We start from the raw sequence: 18,581 nt of genomic DNA, 5'->3' as shown, positions 1-18,581 counted from the left end.
AGCCCATAAAGGGCTACGGACCTTATCATAAAACAACCGGGTAGGGTAAAAGGAAGCGCTTACAGGGATGTACTGAATGGCACCGATGCTTTCAGCTTTTCCCAGCTTACCTCGATCCGTCCTCCTTTATCTGCAGGCGTCACTCCTATCGTCAGCAGCTCTACTGTCTTCGGCAGGGTTTCTACTGACATGGGCACACGTAGCACATCATTTTCCGCCTTATACTCCGTACCCCAGATATCGGATTGTTTGTTGAACATAATCGTCCAGCCATTTTTTGACGGTATGGTAAAAATAGAATATGCTCCGGCAGGCAGCTCCTTTCCATTGAAATAAATCGGCCTGCTAAGTATCAGCCTGGTGGCTGCATCAGCGCCTGTCCGCCAGAAGCGGTCGTAAGGGACCACTTCACCGAATATCACCCTTCCTCTTACCGAAGGACGCGAGTATCTGATCTTGATCGCTGTCTCTCCAAGGGCCATTTGCACAGAATCCAGCTTATTTGTTATCGCAATATGTGGGATCGTCTGGTCTTTGGCTACACTGGCCGTAATCACGGAGTCCATATTCACAGGAGGGATGACCGTTCCCCTGATATTCCAGGACGTCCCTATACCATCAACGGTACGTAAATCACCTTTTTCGTCAAGGGATAACCTGAACATTCCCATCACCGAACTTCCGATGGAAAAATTCCCCTTACCTGTTTTGCGAATGACAAAATTCCTTGCACTGTTAAAAACGATGTGGTGACTCAACAAACTATCACCATTTTTCGAAGGAGCGAAGTTAACCAGTAAGGCAGGCATATATACAAGGGTATAGCCACCAAGACTATTGGCAACCATGATCTTTACAGGATACTTTCTCGTCATGATCACATTATTCCTCCGGGTCTCGATAAAGGTGGCATTGCTGTCATAATAGAGTTTATAGCTGAAAAGCAACTGTTGCTCTTTGCCCGAAACAGGCTTATAAATATCTCCTTCCACAGCCTGTAATTCGCCGTTAGGGAAAAAAGTGCCTTTAAGTTTGCTAACAGTGGTAGCTGCAGTCAGATCAGCCACTGTTATAGAAAAATCATATCCTTTCAGTTCGTAATTTCCAATTGCTGTGGTGTCTTTGCCAAGCGTATAGATCAAACATCCCTGTCTGGCAGTATGACGCTGTTGCGCCCTGGCGCTGTAAAAGAAGAAGAGCAGCATTAAAGAAAATAAGACTCTGGGCAACATTGGGAAGTTTTTTAAGGAGTAATATAACAATGAAAAAAGGTACGATTAGCCGTATTGTGCAGACCGGTTGATACGCAGGATACCCGGTAAGGCAAAAACTGAAGTCAGGCTCCGTCCATTCTTTGTTTTTAGGTAATTTTCCCTCATATTGAGTGTCTAAATCCAGATACCAGAAAATCATCACCCTTACCATGAATTTTTTTAAGCGATTCTTCAGCAAAAACAAAACGCTCATTCAATGCCCAAGATGCCTTGGGAAAGGACATGTAGACCAGGATGATATTAAAAGGCTCAGGCAGGAATTAAAATGGAGACCTGGCAAGTGTGCTTATTGCAACGGAAAAGGTGAAGTTGAATCCGATATGATTTCCAAAGTTGCTGTAGATGAAGCTTACCTGGCAACAAATCTCTCTCAAACAGAAAGAGAACGGCTTATTAATCGCGACTTTCGTGCCCTTGAAAGAATGAGGGAATTCAACGCGGAAACTGATCAAATCATAGAAGAAATTAAAGAACTACATTTTGTAAGGAAGCTTGATGTCGAACAGATCACCAGATTATATTTGCAATCCACGCCAGGATTAGGCCCTGAAAACTATTTTGAAAGGAAAAGAGAGCTAATGGAATATATAAGCAAGGTAATAGCTCATACAAAGTAATCGGATGTCTTTGAATATAATGGGAAGAATCAAGCTTAGTACAGCTCTATTCCTCCCATTTTTCATTTATTGTTATCATATTTTGCGACACCGTCAGCAATTACTTCACCCATTTGGGCTGGTAAACTATTTTCTGCTGTAGCAATGTATTCAATAACCTTTCCGGATCATCATCGAAAACCAGCGACTTCATATGATATTCCGATAAGAATCCCGCATTGCACATCGTCATCAACAGTTCCTGCAGCTTGTCGTAATAACCGTTCACGTTAAGAATGCCACAGGGCTTACTGTGAAATCCTAGCTGCGCCCAGGTGAACACTTCTATGATCTCTTCCAGGGTACCTATGCCACCGGGTATCGCTACAAAGCAATCCGCCAGATTGGCCATCATTGCCTTCCGCTCATGCATCGTAGCTACCACATGCAATTCTGTAAGGCTCTTATGCGCGATCTCCGTATTGGAGATCTTTTCCGGCAATACGCCAACCACTTCTCCTCCTAATGATAGTACCTGGTCGGCCACCACTCCCATCAGGCCTACAGCTGCCCCACCGTAGATCAGCCTTAGCTTGTTCTTTACGATACAACTGCCCAATTCCTTGGTCAGACTGGTGTAAATCGGATCATTTCCGAAGTTGGATCCGCAAAATATAGCGATGTTGTTCATGGGGACAAAGATTATGAAAAATAACCAGGCAAACGGGACAAATGTCCCGCTGGGGGTGCATCATCAGATAATTTCACCCGTGCTCAGAATGCAAATTTAAGAACCATTCCGGAACGGTTTCGAAGAAAGGACCCAAGCATCAAAATTGATCATAAAGGGCTTTAATCGACTTATAAAGGCGTTTTATCGTTATGATAAGGTTGACCATATATGTACATATCCTGTATATAGTCTCGTATTGACCGCCTGACTGGGAAGGAATGAACACCATTCAATTCATTAATAGCTGTCGGACATCCCATACCCTATTCCAGCGGCGACCTCCAGATCACCTCCTGGTCAGGGCATCTAAACAAATTATTTGTCCATTTGAAATATTTATTCAATATTTGCACCCCGGCGAACAAAAAGGATCAGTAGTTCAGTTGGTTAGAATGCCGCCCTGTCACGGCGGAGGTCGCGGGTTCGAGTCCCGTCTGGTCCGCTAAAGGGGACAAGTCATCATCAGTATGATCTGTCCCTTTTTCATTTTCAGGGGGATTGCCTGATAGGTGGGCAATCCGGGAAAAAATGGATCAAGTTGAAACCTTGGGGATTGGTTAATAAAAAGTAAGTGCGTACCCACCAGCAATCAACAGGAAAGGCACGGCTACGCCTACCTACTTTTAAAGTGGGAGTAATACATGTCAAAATCTGTGCTGGCAAATGGAAGAAGATGCAGACAAAGCTTCTCAACCAGCAGGAAGCCATTCCTAGACAGTGAAAACGGTTTTATGTAAGCAGCAACTCCTTCACCGTCTGACACCCCGGCAAATTTTCCGCTACTATGATGACTTTACCGCCTGCAGGCAGCGCAGTTGCTTTATAACACCAATCTACTCTGTTGCGACCCAGCACTGCCTGACCGCGTTCTGTAATAACGCCCTTAGCGTCTACTACCTTTACTTCCACTTCTGCTACCCGGAACTCATTTTTGGCAGTCACTACAACCTCCTCCTTTTCGATCCTGATATTCTGGACTTCCGGACTGCGGTAAGCATCCTTCACCGCCATATTATAGGCATTCTGGCCCGGCCCGGCCATCGACTGATAGTAGGCCTTTATCTCCGGATCGGCCATCATAACCTGCGCACGTGCCGAAGCAATGGTCATCTTATGCCTTGCTTCCAACTGTTTTTGTGTAGGCTTTTTCCTGGAAGGGCCGCGCTTTACCGCCATAATAATCTGTCCATTCCGTTCGTAGATGATGTAATGTTTGCCGAGAGTACCCCGTACAAGCTGCATGAGAATATTGTCTTTAACAATGGCCATAAAAAGGTTTTTTGAGGTTATCAATACAAAAGCTCGTTCTCTTAGTGTGACTAATATACAAATAGTTATGCAACTGGCCATCAAAATAGTACTTATAGGTCACTTCAATATCCCTTTGATATACAGGTACCCTTTAAATAACCTATTGATACCATTTTAGTATCCAAATAATAAGCCGATTCCAGGCCGATGGTATACTGACAGTAGGCCGACAGACAACTATCAGAATGCTGCGGAAAGATTATCTAACTCCTGTAGGTCTGTCATTTTGATGTGCCTGGTAGTTCCGGTATATCCATGCAGGTGCTTCCGATAGAACGCAGTTTTGCGTCGGTGTTTGTTTAAATAGAAAAAAGGAAATATTTCAATTCTGGTTTCTTGTTTACGCCCTTTATTATCCGGTTCGACAATAAATATGTCCACTTTGACGGATTGCCTATTTACCTGGCGCTTCCCTACGTATAGTTTTGTTGCAGCAACAGAAACCCAATCTTAAAATCTAAATTTTAAAAAGCAATGAAAACAAAAATTTCTGCCATACTGCTAGCAGCAACCTTCTCACTAAGTATTCCTGCAATTACAAATGCACAGACGACCGGAACAAAAACGGCAATATCAGCATCTGATATAAGTATCAGGCCTTTCAAGATCAACATTCCCCAGGCAAAGCTCAATGAACTTAAAAGACGTATCGCTGAAACCCGCTTTCCGGATAAGGAAACTGTAAAAGATGAATCTCAGGGTATCCAACTGGCCCAATTAAAAGCACTCATAGACTATTGGGGAAATGGTTACGACTGGAGAAAACTGGAAAACAAGTTAAATGCCCTACCTCAGTTTGTGACAAAAATTGACGGTTTAGATATCCAGTTCATCCATGTACGTTCAAAAGAACCAAATGCACTGCCTGTAATCCTTACCCACGGCTGGCCAGGTTCTCCCCTGGAGTTCATTGATGCCATAGGCCCGTTAACTGATCCGGTAAAATATGGTGGTAAAGCGGAAGATGCATTTGATGTAATAATACCTGCCATTCCAGGATATGGTTTTTCAGAAATACCCAAAGAAGTGGGCTGGAATCCCGACCGCGTTGCCAAAGCATGGGACGTTCTGGTGAAACGTCTTGGTTACAAAAAATATGTTTCCGAAGGTGGCGACCATGGTTCAGTGATCTCCGACGCCCTGGCAAGACAAGCACCTTCAGGGCTTTTAGGTATACATCTTACTATGCCTGCAACAATTCCTGCTGAACTTGTAAAGCCAATTAATGCAGGAGATCCTGCACCATCAGGGCTTTCTGAATCCGAAACCAGGGCATATAATTCCTTAAGTATCTTCTTTGGAAGAAATGCGGCTTATGGAGGAATGATGGTGACCCGTCCACAGACCACCGGCTATCTACTTTCCGATTCTCCAGGTGCATTAGCAGCATTCCTGTACGAAAAAATTGCTGAATGGACAGATAGTAACTTAAAACCCGAAAATGTAATCAGCAGAGACGCTATCCTTGATGATATAACGCTCTATTGGTTGACCAATACAGGAGCATCCTCTTCCCGGTTCTATTGGGAGAACAATAACAATAATTTCAGTTCCGAACATCAGAAAACAAAGGATATAAAAGTTCCCGTAGCCATTTCTGTTTTTCCACATGAAATTTACGAGGCTCCTGAAAGCTGGTCAAAAAAAGCATATCCTTCATTATATTACTATCATAAAGCACCTAAAGGTGGGCACTTTGCAGCGTGGGAGCAACCACAGATCTTTACTGAAGAACTTAGGGCTGCCTTCAGATCTCTACGATAAGAGGATGAGCAGACGGTATTCATGATACATGTCATTTGACTCAATATGTCAATAAAGTTATTTTCTCTAAATGTGGTAAAAATAAGTTTGAAAGTTGCACCTCCAGCCCGCAAATTGAAGGCAATTAAAACAAAAAACCTCCGGAATGAATCCGGAGGTTTTTTGTTTTAATTAGTTCCACCACCAGGTTATTTTAATACATATAAGAATGTGATCTGTTGGACAAGACTTGACACCATATCACCAGGAACATGGCGAATACATATTTTGAAACTTGTATCTTGCAACAGTAATTTTGACAATAATCTGCTTCAGTACTTTGTGACGGTACGCTAGTCTCCCGCCACCGCAAATACTGGAACAGCTATACGCCACCTTAACTGATCGTAATCCTTACTTCAAAGAAAGACATGAAAAAATATGTAATAATCACTTTCCTGCTTACAGCTACAAATATTGTTTTGGCTCAAATTCCAATTGACAGTATAAAAACAATCATTAAACAAGAAGTTGCTAATAAAAGAAGCAAAAGTATTATCGTCGGAATTGTTGATCCGAATGGTAGACAAATATTTGCAGCAGGTGTAAAAAGCGATAGCGATTCCACTTTACCAGACGGCAATACGATTTATGAAATCGGGTCAATTACAAAAGTATTCACATCTTTGTTATTGGCAGATATGAGTTTAAAGCATCAACTGAGTCTGAATGACCCTATTTCCAAAGCACTTCCCAAAAATGTAAAAACGCCTGTAAGAAACGGAAAGGAAATTTCCTTACTCAGTCTGGCAACCCACAGATCTGGAATGCCTCGTTTTCCCTATAATGTCGACCCCAAAAATCTATATCAGCCTTATATTGATTACACCGTAAATAAACTTTACGAATACGTCTCAAATTTTGAACCACCTTACGATATTGATTCAAAATGGAGATATTCAAACGTTGCCTATGGAGTATTGGGCAACATATTGACCTTGACTGCTAAAAAGGATTTTGAAACTTTAATAAAAGAGGAAATTTGCGGACCGTTAAAAATGAATAATACCGTTATTTCATTAACAGCAAAACAAAAATCAAATCTCGCAATAGGTCATGCAGAAACAGGAACAAAAGTCGGCTTAACCGATCTTGGTGCTATTGCTGCTGGCGGAGCTTTACGTTCAACCGTTAATGATCTTCTTACCTTTGCAGAAGCTAATTTGGGGCTCATTGAAACAGATCTGTTCCCTGCAATGGAATTAACCCATGTCCTACAGGCAAAAAAAGATGGGGATAACACTTTTACTACAATGGGTTGGACACTCGTGAATGTGGATGGATATCTACTTTTTAAGGATGGTGGAATGCCTGGTTACACAACTTTTTTAGGAATAGATAAGAAGAATAAGATTGGAGTAGTTGTTTTATCTAACTCAAACAATCCTGTAACTGATATTGGCCGCTATATTCTTGAGCCCCAACGTAAAATTGATCCATATAAATATCCCTGGGCTTTATTGGATACACTCAGAAGAACTGTCGAAACCAATGGCGTTGACGACGCTATTAAACTTTATCTGCAACTCAAAGAATCAAAAAACACATCGTTCATTTTTAACGAAAATCAACTTAATTACTTAGGAAATGAACTGAGGAAAAATAAAAAAATAAAAGAAGCTATAAAAATCTATGAACTGAATTTAAAAGAGTACCCTAAATCGCCTCTTGTGTATGAAAGTTTAGGAGAAACTTATAGACGAAATAAGAATGAGAAAATTTCTGTGAAATATTTTGAAAAAGCCTTCGAACTAGATCCACAACATCCTCACTGGACTTATATAATTAAAAAAATTAAAAATGATGAAAGGAAGAAAAACAACCGCTAATCAGCCCTTTTTACTCTACTTTACAATTAAGCGGTTGATTTTCCTGCTACCTTTATTTAGCTTAATACTTAAAAAAACGACCTGGGTTATGGTCATTAAATATCAGGGATATCAAGTTGCCGATCAGGTTTAAATATTTATTGTCATCTCACATTAGGGTTTCACATTTTCATATCGTTCAAAGAAGCTATCAGAATATCAATAGCCTCTTCCAACATCTGAAATTGGCAATGCTCATCCATATCCTTGTGAATTAAATTGAGCGAAGTAAGTCCCTGTACAATGGCCATTGATATATAACACTTCCGTTTCAGATAAATATCAGTACGCGCTTCCTTTCTGCAAACCTTCGTAATTGCCTGACTTATCGAGTTAATAAAGGTCAGCATTTCCGGAAACAGCAAATCTAATTCATTTAACTCCATTCCGGTCTCCTGCATAACGAGGTACAATTCCTTTTCATGGATTGCGAAATGCCAATAGGTTGTAAGCATTGCCTTTAATCTCTTCCTCGGGTTATTTATACCCTTACAATTGCTATCTATACTGGCGTTAAGTTGTTGATATCCTAACCTGGCCAGATCAACCATTAGCGCCTCCTTATTTTTGAAATACAGATACATCGTCGCGGCTGAAAATTCCATATTATTAGCTAGTCTCCTTAAGCTAAGGGACCGATATCCTTCATCTCTGACAATACTCAACGCTGCATGAAGAATATCTTTATGCATGTTCACACGATGTCTGGCTTTTCTTTCCTTGATACCCATTATTGTATGTTGAGAAGATCACCGGAAGACACTCCGCCAAGATTGCCGGAGTGCCTTCCGGTTTAGCATAACTGTGAAGAATTACTTTTTCTGACTGGCTAAATTCTTCTTGATTTTCATCATCGCAGCGCTGGGAACTATTTTTGCTAATATGGCATTAAACCGGTTTTGAAAGCCTACAATTTTTTTACCCTTTCCGTGCAACAGCAATTTCACTCCTGCTGCAGCCACCGTTTTTACCGGGGTGGGTTTGTTAGACTTCAGGAGATTAGTTTCCCGCATATCCGATGAAATAAATGCTGTTTCTGTTGTGCCAGGGGCAAGTGTGGTTACCACTACTCCGCTTCCTTCCAGTTCGGCAGCAAGGGTTTCCGAAAAGGCTAAGACAAAAGACTTTGTTGCTGAATACACTGACTGGTAAGGGAAAGGTAAAAATGCAAGCAGCGACGACACATTCATAATCCTTCCGGACTTTCGGGCTGCCATATCTTTCGCAAATAATTTAGTAAGTATCACCAGACTGCGGATATTTAGATCAATCATGTTCAGCTCCTCTTCAAGAGAAGTGTCTGTAAAACTACCATAGTTGCCAAAGCCGGCATTGTTGACGAGATGAGAGACCTGTAAGTTTGCCGATTTGATCGCATCGTACAACTCAAACGCCTGACCCGTCTTACTAAGATCTTTGGCTATATATTGCACATCAATTCCGTATTTTGAAGATAATTCCTGCTGTATAGCAGCCAATCTATCTTCACTACGGGCGCTGAGTATCAGATTGTATTTTAATGCCGCAAGCTGTTGGGCCATTTCGTAGCCAATTCCGGATGAAGCTCCGGTTATTAAGATATATTGTACCATTTTAATTTGACTTTATAGATGTTTAAATGCTTTCAATGGAAGGTGGTATAAGTTTATACATTACCGGCGTTACAATCCTGGACAGTATAGTAGAACTTATGAGTCCTCCAATTAATACAATTGCCAGTGGCGCTATCAGTGGATTTGGATTCATAGCAAGAGGAATTAATCCGCAAATGGCGGTTATCGAGGTAAGTACAACTGGCAGGAAACGGGTTTCACCTGCCATACTAATCGCATCATCTATGTTATATCCTTCAGCCCGTAATTGATTGGTAAAATCAACGAGCAAAAGAGAATTTTTGACCTGTATACCCGACAGCCCAATAAATCCAATGATGGAAACCAATGACATCGGATTGCCGGAAATAAGCAGCATTACCACGCCTCCGAGAATCCCCAACGGGATAATTGAGAGTACAATGATGATCCCTTTAAAGGTTTTAAATTGCAATAATAGCACTCCAATAAAGAGGAATGTACTTAACAGAATAACTGACAGGAAGTTCCCTCCCAGTGTATCTCCCTCTGATTCCGCTTCACCAGACAGCTTATAATAGTAGCCAGGAGGCATTTTAAGATTGTTCAGTTGCGGAACAATATCCTTCAGTACATCGTTGGCATATACATTTTCCCTGGTAAGAGAGGTTACTTTAACGAAACGGGATTTATTAAAATGATTTATAGCCGTGGGTGATGTTTCAAAAGAAATGGTTGCAATCTGGCTTACCAATACAGGAACCCCTTGTATGTTATTTACATACAGGTTTTTGAATGCATCCAAATTTGAAAATTTATCCCGGGCAAGCGTTATGACAACATTGCGGGAGTCGCCCCTGTCGTCTATATAATCACCAACGGTTAACCCTGCAACCGCTAATCGAATCACCTTATCAATGTCGCTTGTAAGCACACCCAACGTGCGCGCCTTTTCTTTGTTTATTTTTATCTTGACATCCGACTTGTAGGTGTTTAACTCGTTATTGATGTAAACGGTGCCTGGATGCTTACGTAAGATATCCTCCACTTTAAAGGACAGCTCGCGCAGTTTATCCGGATCTTCACCAAAAACCCTGACTACTATGTTCGCCTCTATTGGAGTACCCTGTTCAAAATCTTTTACTTCTATTTTTGCGTAAGGGAAATCTTTAAACCTTTGCCTTAACCGCCTGATTAAATCTATTTTTGAGGTAGGGCTGGCCTCCTGATCCATCTGCACAAAAACCTGGGCAAAGTCGGGCTTAATGTCCTGTTGGTGTACATTGTAATATATCTGCGGATTACCTTTACCCACATTGCTCGTATAATACACAATCTCTTTGTGCTGCTTTAACTCGTCTTCCACGAGTTTAGTCACGCGGTCACTTTCCGGAATATCGGCCTGCAGAGGCATTTTGATATTGATCAGGAACATTGGCTTTTCGGAGGTAGGAAACAATTTGAATCCTGCTTTAGTAAATAGGAAAAAAGCCAATGCACTGACGATTAATGATAAACCAATAGTTACTTTAGGCCATTTCAAGGCTAAGGGCATAATACCCTTGTAACTGTAGGTCAGGAATCTCTGCAGGTATTTAAGGAAAAAGTTTCCTTCTCCATGCGTGTGGGTTTTCAGTATCCGGCTTCCAATGAACGGAACAAGCGTTAATGCCACGATCATTGATGCCAACACGCTGGTGATAACAGCCATAGGCAGGCTACGGATAAATTCACCGGCTGTGTCGGGAAGGAAGGCCAGTGGCAAAAAGGCAATTACTAAGGTAGCTGTACAACCTATTACTGCTATGCCGATTTGTTTTGTACCCTTTAGAATAGCATCTTTTCGCGAGTGCCCTTCCCTGAGCCACCGCTCTATATTTTCTACCACTACAATACTGTCATCCACCAGCAATCCCAGAGCAACAACAAGCCCAACGATACTTAATTGGTTTAATGAGTACCCTAGTATGTTCAATGCGATAAGCCCTAACGCTAAGGAAAGCGGAATAGAAATCATTACAATGAGTGACGCCCTAAACCCTAATGGCAATAGAGTAATGACTACCAAGAGAATGGCAAGGCCAAAATCAAATCCAAGATGTCCTAATCTTTGCGAAACCATAGTAGCCTGGTCAAAATTTTTAACCAGCCGGATATTAGAAGGCAGCGCTTTGGAAAATTCGTCGAGTATGGGGGTGAACTCCTCCTGCACTTTCGCTATATTAACTTTGTCTTTCATCGCCGCTGTAACAAGCACACAGCGGTGCCCATTTATGCGCGTAATGTGGTTGACCGTTTCGTTCCTATAACTTATCTCAGCCACATCTTTCAGGTAAACAATTTTTCCGTTCGCATTGTATATGACAGTGCCGGCGACATCCTCGATGTCCTTAAATTTACCGCTGGTCTTTACATTAAAAACTTTGCTGTCAAGGTTAATGCTTCCCCCCGGAATATCTGCCGCTTCACTTTGTAAACTGCCTACAACCAGGTTGAGCGGGATTTTTAGTTGTGCCAGTTTATCCAGCTGTACATCCACCCGGATTTCCTGCTCCGGCATTCCAAAATACCTGACTTCTTTAAGGTTTGTTATTTTTTCCAGGCGGCTCTTAAGTATGTCAGCTTCATCTCTCATCAATTTATCAGAAGCGTTATTGGAAACTAAAGCCACCTGTAAAACTTTGACGTCGGAAGAAGAAATCTTTTCTGTTTTGATCAGGTAAATATCTTTAGGAAGTTCACTGTTTTTCAAAGCATTTATTTCTGTAGATATCTCCTGGTACTTGTTGTCGACATCAACCCCATATTTAAATTTCGGCTGGATGACAGCAATGCCATCCTCAACGGTAGTAAGCATTTTGTCAATGTTTTCCAGGCCGTAAATCTTGTTTTCAATGGGCTTTGCCACCTGCTCTTCCATATCTTTAGGACTGGTGCCTGGATATATGACGGTGATGAGATATTCCGGTGGATGGATGGTCGGATCTTCCGAACGGGGCATTGTAAACAAGGTGAGTACACCTACAACTGCAAACAGCAGGAATATAATGAGTGTGAACTGATAATTTTTAACGGCAAAGTTTGTAATCTTCATATCTGTAGTATTACCTGATAATTTTTATGGTAGATTTTTCGTTGAGATAGGCACTGTTAGATATCACAATCTCATTCACGCCGGCAAGTCCATCTCTCAGGTAAACCTGGTCATTATCAATCTTTGAAATAGTTACCGGCACTTTCTTAACCTTACCAGTTCCATCGGGCGTAAATACGAAAGCTTTATCGCCATCGGCTTCCACTAAAGAGCTGTATGGGATGACCTTTACATTTTCGTCCTGGCTGGTAGATATTTCTGCTTTGCCAAACATGCCTACTGCAGGTTTTACGTCCTTTAATTTCAATTTCAGTTCTATCTGAAAGGAGCCAAGTGCACGATCTGCCGCCTGCGATTTACGAAACACGAAAGCGTCTATCTCCTTATCAGCATATCCATCAAGGGTTACTTTGGCTGTCTGGCCCAGGCTGATAAGAGACCATTCGCGGTCAGTAACACCAACCCTAAGCAGATAGTTATCGTTGCCCCGTGTTTCGTTAATGGAAAGAACCGGCGTTCCCGGGTCAACTACTTCTCCTTCATTCGCCATTTTTTGACTTACAAACCCGTCCGCTGCCGCGTATATTTTTGAATAGCGTTCGTTAAAAGCTGTTGCTTCTTTTGCTTTTTGAGCAATATCCAGCGCTGTTTTGGTATTTTGAAGCTGCTCTAAAGTAAAAACACCGTCTTTGTACAGGCTGGCTGCGCGTTCATAATCACGCTGGGCCTTGTCTACATTTAAACTGGATTGTGCCAGGCCAGCAGAAATTTCCGTTGAATTGAGTGTGGCAAGCAACTGGCCTTTCTTAAAGAACTGGCCTTCTTCTACAAAAACACGGCTGATGACGCCTCCTATTTTGAAAGAATACTTAGCCTCGTTTTCTGTGGTTACAAGGCCTGTTGCATTTATACTTCTGGCTAAGCCTAATGCAGATACCGCTGATATCTTTACGGGGATAACATCTGTATCTCCCAGTGAATTCTTTGATTTGTTTTCTTCCTTGCAGGAATATAAAACTGATATTGCTGCAATAAGACTGAGCAATTGTATTTTATTCATATTAGTTATCTTTTATTTATTGAATAATGAAACTGGCGTTGGCGCGTTCTACAGCTGTGTAGGAAATCCAGGTATCGAAAAGAGCGATGTTGGCATTCAGGCGGGCATTGATCAATTGATTTTGTGCATCCAGCAGTTCAATATAAATGGCCATTCCTTCCTTGTATAATTTCAATACATCATCGTAATAGGTTTGCGCGGTTGTTAGCTGTGATTGCGCTGCTTTATATTCAGCAACTGCACTTTGCATCTCATTCTGACGAACTTTTAACTCAGTAGTGAGCTGTTGCGCTACATAATCAGTCTGGGCTTCTATACTTTGACGGGTGGCAACCGTCTGTTTTATTTTGTAGGAATTCTTACCAAATGAAAAGAGATTCCATTCCAGCGACACTCCCAGGAAATAGTAGCGGCTATGATTGTTAAATTGCCAGTCGAAGGCTTGTGAACCCAGATCCAGATAAGTGCCTATCTTAGGGATGAGATATGATTTTGCAAGCCCGTTTAAGTTGTTATTAATATCTTTTGCAATCCGGAGCTTGGCCAGTTCTTCTCTGCTGCTTACATTTTCAGCCGGTAAGTAATCCTGCTTCGGTAATTCTGTGATATCATCCAGGAGTATACTATCTGTAGAAGAACGGTTCAGCAGGAAATTGAAATAGTAACGGGCCGACTCCGCCGTTTTGGTTGCGGCAATAAGTGAGGCGTTTATTTTCGATACTTCATTTGTACTGCGTATAACCGCGGTACGGTTTACTTTGCTGTTATTAAAAAGTGCTGTATTAATTCGTTGTCCTTCCTCTACAAGCCGAAGTGATGATTTATAGATCTCAGTGGCATTAATGGCTTTTACATAGTTATAATAAGCCGTTTTAATCTCTTTTACTAATTCACGTTTGTAAAGCAATACTTCTGCTTTTTGCAAATCAACCTGCTGTAGTTTAATTCTTTTATTATAGATAAGTTCTGCATTCAGAATTGGCAAAGTTGTACGAAACTTAGCATCATAAAAATTATCGGGATTTAGCAGAATGCGCTGATTTTTGAGCTGAGGAAATGAATTACTTCCAGTCAGCTGGTTCAGCGTGGCATAAGCACCGTTTAATAAGTCGCCAGTTGGGAAATCTATCGTTCGTCCCCCATCCGCTTTTGTATAGGTCGTTGAAAAGGAAACGTCTGGCAGGAACATACTTTTAGCCTCCTTCAGTGCGTACACGTTTTTGTCGAGTATAAAAGTCTGCTGCTTAATGCTCTGGTTAGAAGAAAGTCCCTCCTGGATATATTCGTCCAATTTATGCTGGGCGCTCATTGGATGAGTTGCCGCAATGAAGAGGGCTACGAGAAGATGACTTCGAGACACCTTGTTTTTAGACCTTAGATTAATCACCGTAATAAATTTAAACACTGTTCAATAATATGGCAAAAAAAAGCTCAGCTCTTTTCGAGCAGAGCAATAAAACACTCATAACCATGTAGCATAAGCTCTTCATTGGTCTTATTCACAAAGCTTGCCGTACGATCTTTGCAGAACAAGGCACAGATGCCATGTAAGGTTGAAAGGATCATAAATGTGAAATATTCAACGTCCATATCCTTAAACCGGCCTTTCTGTTGACATTCTTTTACAGTAGAAGCCAGCAGGCTAATCGCTTCCTGCGCTATCATAAAGCCGCTGCTTTCAGGCATTTTTGCCGGTACTTCAACGATAAACATCAAATTATAATAGTCCTTATTATGCTGCGCAAATTCAATAAAAACATGCCCCATAGCTTTTAACCGTTCAAATGGATCTGCCACCTTGTTCAACACCATTAACTGGCTGAGCAGCAACCGAAACCCCTCTCTGTGTAGCTCATGGAAAATTTCACCTTTATCTTTAAAATAAAAATAGAGCAAGCCCGGGCTGTAATTGATTTCATTGGCGATATTGCGCATACTTGTCTGCTCATAGCCTTTCTCGAGGAATACTTTACGGGCACCGTCTAATATCCGTTTGGTCATTTCTTGTTTTTCCTCTTGTTTTCTCTCTGCAATACCCATTATCAATAATTTAAAACGTAAACTTTAGTTATATACTTAGTCAGCCATACCGGGACTATGCCCGATATAGTAACGGCAGCATGTCTGCCTGGATTTATCACTATTCTGATGCAAACTTATTGAACACTGTTCAATAAAACAAATTTATTATCAATTTTCTTGATCCGGCAGCTATTTGCAGAACGATGTATTAATTCGTTTGAATGAACCTTATCCGCCAACGGCACAACATTTGTGCTCAATTTTGATCACTTGCAAAAAGTCATGACCGAATTGCCAGAAACCCGCTATATTGAACTACCGGAAGCAAGTATTGCTTACAGCATCTCCGGTAAGGGGTGGCCACTGCTGCTGCTTCATGGCTTTCCTGAAACACATGTTGCCTGGTTTCAAATAGCACCCTTTCTTGAAGATAGGTTCATGCTTATCATGCCAGACCTACCTGGTTATGGTGATTCTATTGTAACCGCCAGTGGTGGAGATGACCGCTATACTAAACGCAATATGGCCCGTCTGCTGGTAGCTTTCATGGAAAAGCTCGGGTATAGGCAATTTTCCCTGGCAGGCCATGATCGTGGGGCAAGAGTAGCATTTCGTCTATGCCTGGATTTTCCACATCATGTCCAAAAGGTGGCTATGCTCGATATTATACCAACCGCCGATATCGCTGACCGGCTAAACTTTAAGCTTGCCTCTTCGCTTGGCAACTGGTGGTTAATGGGCCAACCCAGCCCTTTACCCGAAACTTTGCTTGCAGCAAGCCATGAATTCTACCTCGAACATATCCTGCATAGTTGGTCGGGAGGCAAAGCGTTTTTGATTCTTTCGCCCGGAGCGAATACTCCCGTTGTTTTGGGAATCCGGCATCAAGGCGTGCTATTTTTGCTGAATACCGCATGGGCAATACGCTTGACCTGGAAGATGAACAGCAAAGCAGGCAGAAAGGCGAGAAAGTGACCTGTCCGTTACTTGCATTATGGTCTTCTGATGGTTTTGTGACAGGTTTTGGTGATCCGCTTGTTATATGGCAAAGCTGGTGTGATAACGTCACCGGCGAACAGTTAGGTGCAAGTCATTTTTTAATGGAAGAGCTGCCTTCGGAAGTTTCCACCCTGTTCAGGGCATTTTTCACAAACGAAGCCCTTGACCATAAATAAAATCGCTCCCCCCTACTCATTTGCTACGGCAACATCGACTTGTTTGAATTTGAGTTGATGGTAAACTACAGTTTTTGCTGCTATTGTGAATGTTGATTTAAACCACCTTTTTTCTTCTGTTAAGTAGTAATTTACGGTAATGTCTATTGGAAGTTTATATCCGTATGGGAAAAGAGTGTCACTATTCCCATAAGCGTGTCTGAATAATCCGATTCTTCCAAATGACTCAAATTCAGCCTGAATTTCTTTTTCAAATTTATTGTTAGCTGTCGCTTTTTTCCAAAGATCAGGATAAAGATATTCATCTGGTATCGAATCGACTCTGAATTTTGTAGTAAACGAGAATTTATCCGTTCGTGAATTGAGTTTGTTTTTTAGTCTGACTTCTTCGGATGTTCTGTCTTTGTCAATTTTCGAGCCTGCTTTGAGACTAATACCTGAAAATCTATCTTCGAATTGGGTAAATAGCCAACCGATGAACTGATCTTTGTCTTCATCTCCATTGATTATTGTACTTAACCCAGATTTGTTTATTGTGTAGATATGTTTATCTAAACTGTCATACAGGCGGTCATAAAAGTTGCCTGGCGCGTTGGGGTCTACGATATTAATTACGAACGGCACTTTACCTGGAACGCTGGTTCTTTTCTCTAACGAAATCGATGAGCAAGCAGAAAAGAACAATAAAATAGATACGAGGTATAGCTTCATTTTACGAAAAGTTGTCAAAAGATACGTAGCTGTGGAATTTGAATCGCGCCGATGGTTGGTCGGCAGTCCGAACCTGGGATGCGGGTCGTTGGGCATTATCACCAATGTCGGTACTTCCGCGATGATACGATATTTTCATCAGAAATAACTATTGGCGATTATTTTTTCAAGATGTCTGGAAAAAAGTTGTGATTACCAGCGAGCCAGATAATTCCACGGAAATCAGGTATCGCCCTCCAATATAAATGAAATATATACTTCTAATCAATCGGTTCGGTCATATAGTTAAGCGAATAGCAACACTAATGAAGAACCTGCATTATGGAAAAGCAAAGACTTTGCATCTTAAAGGAGTGCTACGCCAAATGATTGTTGGCTATCACAACTTTACTTTCTCAACCGCTGTACCATGACAATACTATGCCGACCATTCTCTTTAACAGTATTTACATTATCACTTATACTCACTTGCTCTTTTGCCTCCTGTATCAGCAAAGAACCGGCAGATACGAATGACCCAGCCTATTTCAATGCTATAGACGGCAATGATATTCCGCTGACAGTACCAGAGGCCGGCGATTGGCGCTATTCGCATAACGAGAAGAGGCAACATCTGGATGCTTATAAGAAGAGTAATCCTGTGAGGCAGGGTCCTAATCATTCTACTATTTATCTTATGCCCGTGGGCGATTTCACCGATCTTCAGCAGGCTGCATTGAAACAGGTAAGGGAGTATGTTGAAATTTTCTTTCAGATGCGGACGGTTTTACTGCCAGCTGTTACTGACAGTATTGCTACAGTCGTTGCATCCAGAGAGCATGACGGCCATACGCAATTACTTGCTTCTTATCTCCTGGATAGTCTGTTGAAAGGCAAATGTCCTTCTGACGGCATAGCACTCCTGGCACTCAGTGCAAAAGACCTTTATCCTAAAGATTCGTGGAACTATGTATTCGGATTGGCATCATATACAAAGCGGGTAGGCGTTTCTTCTATTTATCGTTTACAGGACGAACACCTGGATACTACTAATTACAAAACCTGCCTCAGAAGACTGGCAAATATTTCTTCGCATGAGATAGGTCACATGTTTTCCATACATCATTGCGTATATGCAAGCTGTGTGATGAATGGTTCCAACGGTCTGCGGGAAACCGACCGAAGTCCGCTGCGCCTTTGTTCTGAATGTCAGAAAAAACTGTTCTGGAATATTGCTTACAATAATAGACGCAGGTTGAAACAATTGGCGGATTTCTGTAAAAATAATGGCCTGCAGCATGATTGGCAAATCTTCAAAGCAGACCAGGATGCGATATAGCAAAAAAGTAAAGCCTTCAAATCTTTTGACATGAAGGCTTTACTT

The 18,581-nt window shown here is 41.6% G+C and carries 16 protein-coding genes and 1 tRNA gene; 7 read left to right on the top strand and 10 right to left on the bottom strand.

Going from position 1 to position 18,581, the window contains the following annotated elements; genetic code table 11:
• Positions 1-59: 59 nt before the first annotated feature.
• Complete coding sequence (locus tag BLR32_RS21390; RefSeq protein WP_089834891.1) at positions 60-1,232, bottom strand: DUF2911 domain-containing protein; 1,173 nt, start codon at positions 1,230-1,232, stop codon at positions 60-62.
• A 191-nt stretch (positions 1,233-1,423) separates the two neighbouring features.
• On the opposite strand from BLR32_RS21390, the gene BLR32_RS21385 reads away from it, so the two are divergent.
• Positions 1,424-1,891: a hypothetical protein gene (locus tag BLR32_RS21385; RefSeq protein ID WP_143011539.1), complete on the top strand. Its 468-nt coding sequence runs from the start codon at positions 1,424-1,426 to the stop codon at positions 1,889-1,891.
• A 100-nt stretch (positions 1,892-1,991) separates the two neighbouring features.
• Here the strand turns inward: BLR32_RS21385 and BLR32_RS21380 are convergent, their stop codons facing one another.
• Positions 1,992-2,561: an LOG family protein gene (locus BLR32_RS21380; protein WP_089834889.1), complete on the bottom strand. Its 570-nt coding sequence runs from the start codon at positions 2,559-2,561 to the stop codon at positions 1,992-1,994.
• 410 nt (positions 2,562-2,971) lie between these two features.
• On the opposite strand from BLR32_RS21380, the gene BLR32_RS21375 reads away from it, so the two are divergent.
• Positions 2,972-3,045: transfer RNA gene (locus BLR32_RS21375), tRNA-Asp, on the top strand.
• Between the two features lie 287 nt (positions 3,046-3,332).
• On the opposite strand, the gene BLR32_RS21370 is transcribed toward BLR32_RS21375, so the two are convergent.
• A complete protein-coding gene (locus BLR32_RS21370; protein ID WP_089834888.1) occupies positions 3,333-3,872 on the bottom strand; it encodes a hypothetical protein in 540 nt (179 codons plus the stop codon).
• A gap of 516 nt (positions 3,873-4,388) precedes the next feature.
• On the opposite strand from BLR32_RS21370, the gene BLR32_RS21365 reads away from it, so the two are divergent.
• Both BLR32_RS21365 and BLR32_RS21360 read left to right on the top strand, forming a co-directional pair.
• Positions 4,389-5,678: an epoxide hydrolase family protein gene (locus BLR32_RS21365; protein ID WP_089834887.1), complete on the top strand. Its 1,290-nt coding sequence runs from the start codon at positions 4,389-4,391 to the stop codon at positions 5,676-5,678.
• Between the two features lie 410 nt (positions 5,679-6,088).
• Positions 6,089-7,546 carry a serine hydrolase gene (locus BLR32_RS21360; protein ID WP_089834886.1) on the top strand — a complete coding sequence of 486 codons (1,458 nt, stop codon included), beginning with the start codon at positions 6,089-6,091 and terminating at the stop codon, positions 7,544-7,546.
• 161 nt (positions 7,547-7,707) lie between these two features.
• Here the strand turns inward: BLR32_RS21360 and BLR32_RS21355 are convergent, their stop codons facing one another.
• From BLR32_RS21355 to BLR32_RS21330, 6 genes are all read right to left on the bottom strand, one after another.
• Entirely contained in the window at positions 7,708-8,316 is a 609-nt protein-coding gene (locus BLR32_RS21355) for a TetR/AcrR family transcriptional regulator (RefSeq protein ID WP_089834885.1), read from the bottom strand.
• An 81-nt stretch (positions 8,317-8,397) separates the two neighbouring features.
• Positions 8,398-9,177, bottom strand: a complete 780-nt coding sequence (locus tag BLR32_RS21350) for an SDR family NAD(P)-dependent oxidoreductase (RefSeq protein ID WP_089834884.1) — start codon at positions 9,175-9,177, stop codon at positions 8,398-8,400.
• A gap of 22 nt (positions 9,178-9,199) precedes the next feature.
• Positions 9,200-12,250, bottom strand: coding sequence for an efflux RND transporter permease subunit (locus BLR32_RS21345; RefSeq protein WP_089834883.1), 3,051 nt, complete (start codon positions 12,248-12,250; stop codon positions 9,200-9,202).
• Between the two features lie 10 nt (positions 12,251-12,260).
• Positions 12,261-13,310: an efflux RND transporter periplasmic adaptor subunit gene (locus BLR32_RS21340; protein ID WP_089834882.1), complete on the bottom strand. Its 1,050-nt coding sequence runs from the start codon at positions 13,308-13,310 to the stop codon at positions 12,261-12,263.
• Between the two features lie 16 nt (positions 13,311-13,326).
• Positions 13,327-14,619 carry a TolC family protein gene (locus tag BLR32_RS21335; RefSeq protein ID WP_089834881.1) on the bottom strand — a complete coding sequence of 431 codons (1,293 nt, stop codon included), beginning with the start codon at positions 14,617-14,619 and terminating at the stop codon, positions 13,327-13,329.
• Positions 14,620-14,741: 122 nt separating this feature from the next.
• Positions 14,742-15,350 carry a TetR/AcrR family transcriptional regulator gene (locus BLR32_RS21330; RefSeq protein WP_089834880.1) on the bottom strand — a complete coding sequence of 203 codons (609 nt, stop codon included), beginning with the start codon at positions 15,348-15,350 and terminating at the stop codon, positions 14,742-14,744.
• Positions 15,351-15,602: 252 nt separating this feature from the next.
• Between BLR32_RS21330 and BLR32_RS21325 the strand changes: the two genes are divergently transcribed.
• Positions 15,603-16,307: an alpha/beta fold hydrolase gene (locus tag BLR32_RS21325; RefSeq protein ID WP_143011538.1), complete on the top strand. Its 705-nt coding sequence runs from the start codon at positions 15,603-15,605 to the stop codon at positions 16,305-16,307.
• Positions 16,247-16,507: an alpha/beta fold hydrolase gene (locus BLR32_RS21320; protein ID WP_089834878.1), complete on the top strand. Its 261-nt coding sequence runs from the start codon at positions 16,247-16,249 to the stop codon at positions 16,505-16,507. Before BLR32_RS21325 ends, BLR32_RS21320 begins: the two co-directional genes overlap by 61 nt.
• 12 nt (positions 16,508-16,519) lie before the next feature.
• On the opposite strand, the gene BLR32_RS21315 is transcribed toward BLR32_RS21320, so the two are convergent.
• A complete protein-coding gene (locus BLR32_RS21315; protein ID WP_089834877.1) occupies positions 16,520-17,218 on the bottom strand; it encodes a hypothetical protein in 699 nt (232 codons plus the stop codon).
• 409 nt (positions 17,219-17,627) lie between these two features.
• On the opposite strand from BLR32_RS21315, the gene BLR32_RS21310 reads away from it, so the two are divergent.
• Positions 17,628-18,536 carry an archaemetzincin gene (locus tag BLR32_RS21310; RefSeq protein WP_089834876.1) on the top strand — a complete coding sequence of 303 codons (909 nt, stop codon included), beginning with the start codon at positions 17,628-17,630 and terminating at the stop codon, positions 18,534-18,536.
• Positions 18,537-18,581: the final 45 nt, after the last annotated feature.

Source organism: Chitinophaga filiformis (assembly GCF_900102545.1).
GTDB lineage: Bacteria > Bacteroidota > Bacteroidia > Chitinophagales > Chitinophagaceae > Chitinophaga > Chitinophaga filiformis.
This window is presented reverse-complemented; position numbering and strand designations above follow the sequence as displayed.

Excerpts from the sequence above, each read along its gene's own strand:
- BLR32_RS21390 (WP_089834891.1), bottom strand. The coding sequence starts at position 1,232 with ATGTTGCCCAGAGTCTTATTTTCTTTAATGCTGCTCTTCTTCTTTTAC.
- BLR32_RS21385 (WP_143011539.1), top strand. The coding sequence starts at position 1,424 with ATGAATTTTTTTAAGCGATTCTTCAGCAAAAACAAAACGCTCATTCAA.
- BLR32_RS21380 (WP_089834889.1), bottom strand. The coding sequence starts at position 2,561 with ATGAACAACATCGCTATATTTTGCGGATCCAACTTCGGAAATGATCCG.
- BLR32_RS21370 (WP_089834888.1), bottom strand. The coding sequence starts at position 3,872 with ATGGCCATTGTTAAAGACAATATTCTCATGCAGCTTGTACGGGGTACT.
- BLR32_RS21365 (WP_089834887.1), top strand. The coding sequence starts at position 4,389 with ATGAAAACAAAAATTTCTGCCATACTGCTAGCAGCAACCTTCTCACTA.
- BLR32_RS21360 (WP_089834886.1), top strand. The coding sequence starts at position 6,089 with ATGAAAAAATATGTAATAATCACTTTCCTGCTTACAGCTACAAATATT.
- BLR32_RS21355 (WP_089834885.1), bottom strand. The coding sequence starts at position 8,316 with ATGGGTATCAAGGAAAGAAAAGCCAGACATCGTGTGAACATGCATAAA.
- BLR32_RS21350 (WP_089834884.1), bottom strand. The coding sequence starts at position 9,177 with ATGGTACAATATATCTTAATAACCGGAGCTTCATCCGGAATTGGCTAC.
- BLR32_RS21345 (WP_089834883.1), bottom strand. The coding sequence starts at position 12,250 with ATGAAGATTACAAACTTTGCCGTTAAAAATTATCAGTTCACACTCATT.
- BLR32_RS21340 (WP_089834882.1), bottom strand. The coding sequence starts at position 13,310 with ATGAATAAAATACAATTGCTCAGTCTTATTGCAGCAATATCAGTTTTA.
- BLR32_RS21335 (WP_089834881.1), bottom strand. The coding sequence starts at position 14,619 with ATGAGCGCCCAGCATAAATTGGACGAATATATCCAGGAGGGACTTTCT.
- BLR32_RS21330 (WP_089834880.1), bottom strand. The coding sequence starts at position 15,350 with ATGGGTATTGCAGAGAGAAAACAAGAGGAAAAACAAGAAATGACCAAA.
- BLR32_RS21320 (WP_089834878.1), top strand. The coding sequence starts at position 16,247 with ATGGGCAATACGCTTGACCTGGAAGATGAACAGCAAAGCAGGCAGAAA.
- BLR32_RS21315 (WP_089834877.1), bottom strand. The coding sequence starts at position 17,218 with ATGAAGCTATACCTCGTATCTATTTTATTGTTCTTTTCTGCTTGCTCA.
- BLR32_RS21310 (WP_089834876.1), top strand. The coding sequence starts at position 17,628 with ATGACAATACTATGCCGACCATTCTCTTTAACAGTATTTACATTATCA.